This is a genomic window from Bartonella sp. AA81SXKL (genome assembly GCF_042196945.1).
Lineage (GTDB): Bacteria > Pseudomonadota > Alphaproteobacteria > Rhizobiales > Rhizobiaceae > Bartonella.
The window spans coordinates 34,559-41,529 of sequence record NZ_JBHIRH010000016.1 but is presented as its reverse complement, the minus strand read 5'-3'; the positions used below and the strand labels follow the sequence as shown (position 1 = coordinate 41,529).

The 6,971-nt window shown below is 35.8% G+C and carries 6 protein-coding genes and 1 tRNA gene; 3 read left to right on the top strand and 4 right to left on the bottom strand.

The features are described from left to right. Positions 1 to 423: 423 nt before the first annotated feature. The 4 genes from ACFINZ_RS07675 to folE form a co-directional block, all read right to left on the bottom strand. Positions 424 to 930, bottom strand: coding sequence for a hypothetical protein (locus ACFINZ_RS07675; protein WP_015856440.1), 507 nt, complete (start codon positions 928 to 930; stop codon positions 424 to 426). Between the two features lie 137 nt (positions 931 to 1,067). Further along, complete coding sequence (locus ACFINZ_RS07670; RefSeq protein WP_375618498.1) at positions 1,068 to 2,240, bottom strand: alpha/beta hydrolase; 1,173 nt, start codon at positions 2,238 to 2,240, stop codon at positions 1,068 to 1,070. A gap of 192 nt (positions 2,241 to 2,432) precedes the next feature. Beyond that, positions 2,433 to 2,517: transfer RNA gene (locus ACFINZ_RS07665), tRNA-Leu, on the bottom strand. 137 nt (positions 2,518 to 2,654) lie between these two features. Beyond that, entirely contained in the window at positions 2,655 to 3,266 is a 612-nt protein-coding gene (folE, locus tag ACFINZ_RS07660; protein WP_375680591.1) for a GTP cyclohydrolase I FolE, read from the bottom strand. 125 nt (positions 3,267 to 3,391) lie between these two features. Between folE and ACFINZ_RS07655 the strand changes: the two genes are divergently transcribed. From ACFINZ_RS07655 to thrS, 3 genes are all read left to right on the top strand, one after another. Next, on the top strand, positions 3,392 to 3,820 hold the full coding sequence (locus tag ACFINZ_RS07655) for an iron-sulfur cluster assembly scaffold protein (RefSeq protein WP_375679302.1): 429 nt from the start codon (positions 3,392 to 3,394) through the stop codon (positions 3,818 to 3,820). Beyond that, positions 3,821 to 4,171, top strand: coding sequence for a membrane protein insertion efficiency factor YidD (gene yidD, locus ACFINZ_RS07650; RefSeq protein WP_375633141.1), 351 nt, complete (start codon positions 3,821 to 3,823; stop codon positions 4,169 to 4,171). It begins immediately after the preceding gene. Positions 4,172 to 4,283: 112 nt separating this feature from the next. Beyond that, a complete protein-coding gene (gene thrS, locus ACFINZ_RS07645; RefSeq protein WP_375684144.1) occupies positions 4,284 to 6,260 on the top strand; it encodes a threonine--tRNA ligase in 1,977 nt (658 codons plus the stop codon). The last annotated feature ends 711 nt before the right edge of the window (positions 6,261 to 6,971 follow it).

Below are 6,971 nucleotides of genomic sequence, written 5' to 3'. Positions count from 1 at the left end.
GCTTCAAAAAGATGAGGGATAGAGGCAAAAAAACTCAATAGAATCAAGATTCACCTATTCCCTTATATTAGACATAAATATTTTATTTTACTTGCTTTTTATTTGCCTAATGAATACACTAACAACTTCATAACATTGGTAAAATTATCCGGCGGGCTATTATTAAAAGAATCAGAAAGTTTTTTGTAAAATTCTTTCCACAAACATTTATTTTCAATAAAGCCACCTAATTCATCAGCCTTAACTTTAGCAAAGATATAACCAAAGTCTTCTAAAGCTTTAATGCAATAAAGAGTGAGATTATAAAATACATGCGTTTCATTTATTAAAGCAAATTCTTTTCTTTAAAAAGGTTATAGCCTTCTATCTAACAGCGTTTTTGCTGTAAAATTCAAATTATCAATCTGCTCAACTAAAGAACTTTCATTGTTTAGCTTTTGTGCTTTTTTCAAAGAGATGTGGGCTTTCAAGAATAAGCTTTTCTCGTGCTTTTTGTAACTGTTTAATGACTTCATCAATCTTTGATGGAGAACAAAAAGATTCTTGGCTATTCAACAAATGCAGCCTCTCCTTTCCCTCATACAAACATTGCATCTGAGACTGAAGTATTCTAACTTCTTGAAAAAAAAGACGTCCTGTTTCCTTAAAACCATTATTAAGTGCAAAAAGTTGATCGGAAATGGATAGCAGAATTTGTTTTAAAAAACGCTCATTTTCTTGGCGTTTACGATATTCTAAAATAAGAGCATGGCTTATCTCATCTAACTGTTTTTTTGTAGAATCAATTTGACGCAATAAATTTGGTTTTTCCCCCATATCACCTTTTCTCACCTTCACAAGCATAGCATGAATGTCTAATAACTTAATTGCGGAATGAGATAAATAATCAACAACTGTAGGCGTATTAACATAGCGTTTCCGTGCAATCATCACAAACTCACCTAATGACTGTTTTTTACATTCATCCCGCCATTTATTTTTCATTTTACAAGACCATTCTAAAGAAAGTGCTAAAAAATATTACCTCCAATACATTATTCGATGGAGCCTCTTCTCTCTTTTCACGATCAACGTGGAATCCGTGGAGAGAGAAAACGTACAGGTGTATAAAGGATAAGATGTGTTGTTTTTTCCAACACACTACTACCATCAGCAAGAAGGGCTTGACTAGGTGACAATTCTGTACCTTGCATAATTGTGGAAGCCAAAGAACCTTCTCGAGAAAGAGCCATCAATGTTGGCGAAGATGCAAAGACATTGTGTGCCCCCCCATCCACATGAGAGAAATCAAGAACAGCTATTCCATTTTTACGCAACATTTCAATATCTGAGCCATCGCCCACACGATGATGTCCACCCGTAAGACGTCCTGAAACCGCAAGAGCTTTATCCGCTCTGGATACTAAAATAGCGGTTGGCTGCGGGAGTTTTTTTATATCATTAAGTTGGCGCTCAAATACATCAACATCAATATCTGGTGCAGCCATTAATAAACTTGTAATACGACGAATAGGCCTATATTTTCCCTGTAACGCTAACGTTCTAAATGCTTCCATTATAACAAAATTGCCCATAGAATGTGCAATAACCGAAATTTGATCAGCATTGGTTTCACTAATAAGTGTTAAAAGCTCTATCAATCCGTCACGGGCAAAATTAGCACTGTCACGATCATAAATATAAAGAGGAACTGATCCGGCCGAAGGCCAAGAATAATGCACAGCGACAACATTTAAAGAATAATCGTGTGTAAACTGTGCTGTACGAAATGTACCATCTGCAAAATTATTATTATACCCATGGATAAAAAGAAAAATTTCTCTTTTTCCTTTTGGCTTTTTTGCTAAAGCAGCATTTAATCGCTGTTTAAACTGTTCTTTATTATCGTATTTTTGCAATGCTACTGCTGCAAAATACTTATCATGCGTAGGTTTATAGGCATTTATTTCAACAACTCCCTTTACATGTTGCTGAGGAATTCCTACGTCAACACGATTATAATGAACTTTATTTGATCGCTCTGCACCATAAGGTTGAGCGTAATTATTTTGCATCATACGACTCGTTGCAACATACACTGGAACGATGGCTTTTGGAGAAACTGGTTTCCCTTCAACTTCCCTTTCTACGGCAGTCATAGAAGGTGTTGCATGCACCCCATGCCAAAGTACAGCACGTGAATCACTACACGCTGATAATAAAGAAATACAAATAAGAAGTGTTAAATATCTCAGAATCATTATACTTCTCACTGCAACTTCACCCCACCTTATAAAAATATAACATTTCAAATGCATAGATAAAGTAATAAAAACGAAACATTATTGGCAACACACCAACAAATAACATACAAAAAAGATTTTTCTATAATGCCTATAAATCCCCTCTCTCTAACATAACTTCATCTCATTATGGAGAGACTCACTGCTAACTGGTGCGGTCGAGAAGACTCGAACTTCCACGGGTTGCCCCACAGCGACCTCAACGCTGCGCGTCTACCAATTCCGCCACGACCGCACGTGGAAAGAAAAAATCTTGGTTTTTAGCCTTTAACAAATCATAAAGAAAGGTACAAGCCAATTTTCTTTTTCTCATAATTTATTTTATCCGGATGCTTTATAACTTAATAAAGATTACGAGAAATATGGGCTTTACTATGACCTTTGAACCATCATCATAAAATGTGCTTGTGCCGCTTGATCTTTTTCATAATAACCATGAAAGTTTTTTGTAATTGTTGTAGAGCCCTGTTTTTGGATTCCTCTCATAGCCATACACATGTGCTCAGCCTCAATCAATACTGCTACACCATGAGGCTTCAGATACGTTTTTAACGCGTGAGCCACTTGCGCTGTCATAGCTTCTTGAGTTTGTAAACGACGAGAAAAAATATCTACAACACGTACAATTTTTGAAAGACCAACAATTTTTGCATTAGGAAGATATGCTATATGTGCTTTCCCAATAATTGGGATCATGTGATGCTCACAGTGTGAATAAAAAGGTATATTCTTTACGATTACGGCTTCATTGTATCCTGAAACCTCTTCAAAAACTGTACCTAAGGTTTCTTTAATCGATTGACTATAACCATTAAAAAGCTCGCGATATGCCTTGGCTATACGTTTTGGAGTATCTAAAAGCCCTTCTCTATTTGGATTTTCCCCTATCCATAAGAGTAATGTACGAATCGCCTCTTCCACCTCTTCAATACTCGGACGCTTTTCTTCAGATAAATTTGTGTCTTCTTTAACAACATTACGCATTCAAAAACTCCAAGCTTACTCTATACAAAGCATTTGCTCCATACCTATCTCATTTTGTATAATCTCTATATAAGCGAATTAAAAGTTTAAACAATCACGACTCTCAAAATTTCAGGCAATAGCGCATGATTGATAATATCTATAATGATAAAATACTTAAATATGCTGCACATATAGGCAAAATTGGGCGTCTTAATAATCCTGATGCAACATCAAGAAAACATGCACACCTTTGTGGTTCGACAATCACTGTAGATTTAAAAGTGGAAAATGGTATTATTACCGATTTTGCTCACGAAATACATGCATGTGTGCTAGGGCAAGCTTCAGCTTCACTTTTAGCATCTCATATCATCGGACAAACAACTCAAGATCTTAAAATATTGCGTGAAGTTATCTACCAAATGCTAACGCAAAATGGTCCTTCTCCTCAAGCTCCATTTGAGGATTTTTCTTGCTTACAGCCCATTAAAGACTATAAAGTGCGCCATGCAGCAACACTACTACCCTTTGATGCAACGATAGACTGCATTCAAAAAATTGAAGAAAAATAAATGTTCAAATCACAATCTAGACAAAAAAAGTTGACTCGGAATTACACAGGCACTTGGCAAAAAACACCCGGACGATTATTGGGTGTTTTCTTAATACGTTTCTATCAAATAACACTTTCGAGCCTTATAGGTAATCAGTGCCGCCATGCCCCGACTTGTTCAGAATATACATATGAAGCGATTGCACGCCATGGGCTTTGGGCTGGTGCATGGATGGGACTCTTTCGTATCATGCGTTGTGGACCCTTTGGAACAGATGGCTTTGATCCAGTCCCTCCATCGCTTGGAAATTCTTGCTGTTTTTATAAACCTTGGTGTTACTGGAAAATTTCTGACAAACACAACAAATAATCCTTTTCTTTTTTCACATGTATTGATAAAAAAATTAGTCTATAAGCTTTTTACTCAATTTTCACGAAACCATCCGCAATCGTTAGCGGAATTGGATTAAAAGGGTGTTTTTATGTCTTGCTCTATTTCTCTTTTTTTTCCCGATGGTTCAAAACGTAATTACCCCGCCGAAATGACAGGCTTGGAATTAGCAGAATCTATTTCTAAATCACTTGCAAAAAAAGCAGTCGCCTATAGTCTTGATGGTATCACGCGAGACTTATCGGATCCATTGGGACAATCTGGTCAAGTAGAGATTATTACCCGAGAAGATTCACGCGCTCTTGAGCTCATAAGGCATGATTGCGCCCATGTCCTTGCTGAAGCAGTGCAAGAGCTCTTTCCTGAAACGCAAGTAACAATAGGTCCTGTCATTGAGAATGGATTCTATTATGATTTTGCACGCCAACAACCTTTTACATTAGATGATCTCACCGTCATTGAACAGAAAATGCGTGAAATTATCCAACGCAATAAACCTTTTAGAAAAGAAATTTGGTCTCGTGAAAAAGCAAGAAAAGTTTTTTCTGAGAAAAAAGAATTTTATAAAGTTGAACTTATTGATAGCATTCCTGAAAATCAAGATTTAAAAATCTATTATCAAGGGGAGTGGTTTGATCTTTGTCGCGGACCGCACATGCAATCTACAGGGCAAATTGGGAATGCTTTCAAATTAATGAAAGTTGCAGGAGCTTATTGGCGTGGCGATGCCAATAATCCAATGCTCACGAGAATTTATGGAACAGCATTTGCAAATGAAAATGACTTAAAAGCCTACCTCCATATGCTAGAAGAAGCTGAAAAACGTGATCATCGCCGCTTGGGACGTGAAATGGACTTATTTCACTTTCAAGAAGAAGGGCCAGGAATGATTTTTTGGCACAAAAAAGGTTGGAAAATGTTCCAAAATTTGATCAGCTATATGCGTAGACGCCTTGATGATCATCAATATGCTGAAGTTAATGCACCACAAGTTCTCGATAGGTCACTCTGGGAAATATCTGGCCATTGGGGTTGGTATAAGGAGAATATGTTCAAAGTAATTTCAGCAGCAGAAGATTCAGATCATGGGAATGTTTATGCCCTTAAACCAATGAATTGCCCTGGTCATGTGCAAATTTTTAAACATGGTTTAAAATCTTATCGTGATTTGCCTATTAGACTTGCTGAATTTGGACTTGTTCATCGTTATGAGCCTTCAGGCTCTTTACATGGTCTTATGCGTGTGCGTGGTTTTACACAAGATGATGCGCATATTTTTTGTACTGATGAACAATTAGCCGATGAATGTCTCAGTATTAATGATCTTATTTTATCAACTTATGCTGATTTTGGTTTTAAAGAAATTAGTCTTAAGCTTTCAACACGTCCAGAAAAACGAGTTGGATCTGATGCATTATGGGATCATGCAGAAAGTATCATGGAATCTGTCCTTAAAACGATTGAAACAAAATTTGCAGGACAAATCAAAACAAGCATCCTTCCAGGTGAAGGAGCATTTTATGGTCCAAAATTTGAATATACATTAAAGGATGCTATCGGTCGTGAATGGCAATGTGGAACAACACAAATAGACTTTAATCTCCCTGAACGTTTTGGTGCATTCTATATTGATAAAGATTCAGAAAAACGTCAACCTGTTATGATCCACCGTGCTATTTTGGGATCAATGGAGCGTTTTCTTGGTATATTAATCGAAAATTTTGCTGGACATATGCCACTTTGGCTTGCTCCTGAACAAATTGTTGTTGTAACAATTACATCCGAAGCAAATGAATATGCCCAAAAAATAACAGCAAAACTTAAAGCTGTTGGGCTTTCCGCAACAATAGATCTCCGCAATGAAAAAATTAACTATAAAATACGAGAACATTCTTTACAAAAAGTCCCCGTAATTTTGGTATGTGGCAAACGTGAAGCTGAAACAAACAGCGTAAATATACGCCGCTTAGGAAGTACAAATCAAACCCTTTTATCTGTAGAAGATGTGATTAAACAACTCTCAAATGAAGCAACACCTCCAGATTTGCAACGTGTCATAAATGCATAATATCACAGAAGATGGTAATACGTTAATTTTTTACTATAAATCTTCAGTTTTTGTACAAAATGAAATAATTTGATATTGTAGTGTGTTTTTGTTTCATGCACAATGACCTATCATCAGAAAGAGTAACGTGCTCTCTCTCTACAAGGTGGATTGGTGAAAAAGTTGAATGTAAGCTATGAGCTGTTTAAATGCAAAAATCATAGACAATTGAATATTAATAATAACATTAATCTTTTACCTTTATAATGAAAAGATTCTGCTACTATCATGGATAGATCATTACAATAATTATAGAAACATCAAGCAAGAAAACTGAAAACAAGATTATATTTATTAATAAAAAATATGTAAAATTAGCTGAACAATGATATTTCTTATTCGTAAGATAAGCCCTTATAAAAAAGGACAAGATATTGATTTATAATGATAATATATCGTTATTCATATTAAATAAGGTTTCGAATATCATAGGCTTCTCTTATTTTTAATATGTTTATGTTGAATCTATCAAAATCATTTGCTTGCACGAAACAAGCGGAATGAGTGTATGGATAAAAATTATTGAGAAAGGACTTTTAAAATGCCTACAATGAACCGCCTAAAGTGCTAAGAATTGTTGCAGTCATTGAGAACAGGCTATAACTATAATGATGATGCCGACTTGAACCTTCATAAGTATAAAAATAGCGGTACTCAACGAGTTTACCATTA